Raw genomic sequence first — 508 nt, forward strand, 5'->3', positions numbered from 1 at the left:
CGCATTTCCTGTTCCAATTCTGCTGGAATGAAAACAAAGTACTTGTTAAGAGTCATCTTAGAACCTCAATTTGCTGTGTTAATTACCTTCTTGGTCAACGTAAACAAAACCAGAAAAACATGTTTTACTGGATCCTTGTTGCTAGTTTCAAAAAATAAAGGATGTTCATATAGTAAACATCCTCCATGTGGGCGCTAATTATAGGCGTAGTTTAAAGGCTTACCTAGCACTCTTTTTCACCTTTTATGCAATCTGAGTTTCGATCGAAAAACGGGTTTAATTGCCCGTAGTTACTAAGGTATTGTTAAACAGAGAAAAAAGCTTTTACTGTAACTGACGACAGGGATGAGCTTACGAGTGTAGGTTCACTTGCAATTGTGTATCGTAGAGTTCGAATACGATAATAATAGCGCTACATGCCCTTAATCTGCGTAGTTAAAAACTTTGAAGTGATAGACAACCGAAGTCATATCTGTGCAACTCAGTTTAACGATTTGTCTACCAGTTC

Origin of the sequence: Vibrio sp. OPT46 (genome assembly GCF_015163535.1) — a bacterium.
GTDB classification, from domain to species: Bacteria; Pseudomonadota; Gammaproteobacteria; order Enterobacterales; family Vibrionaceae; genus Vibrio; species Vibrio alginolyticus.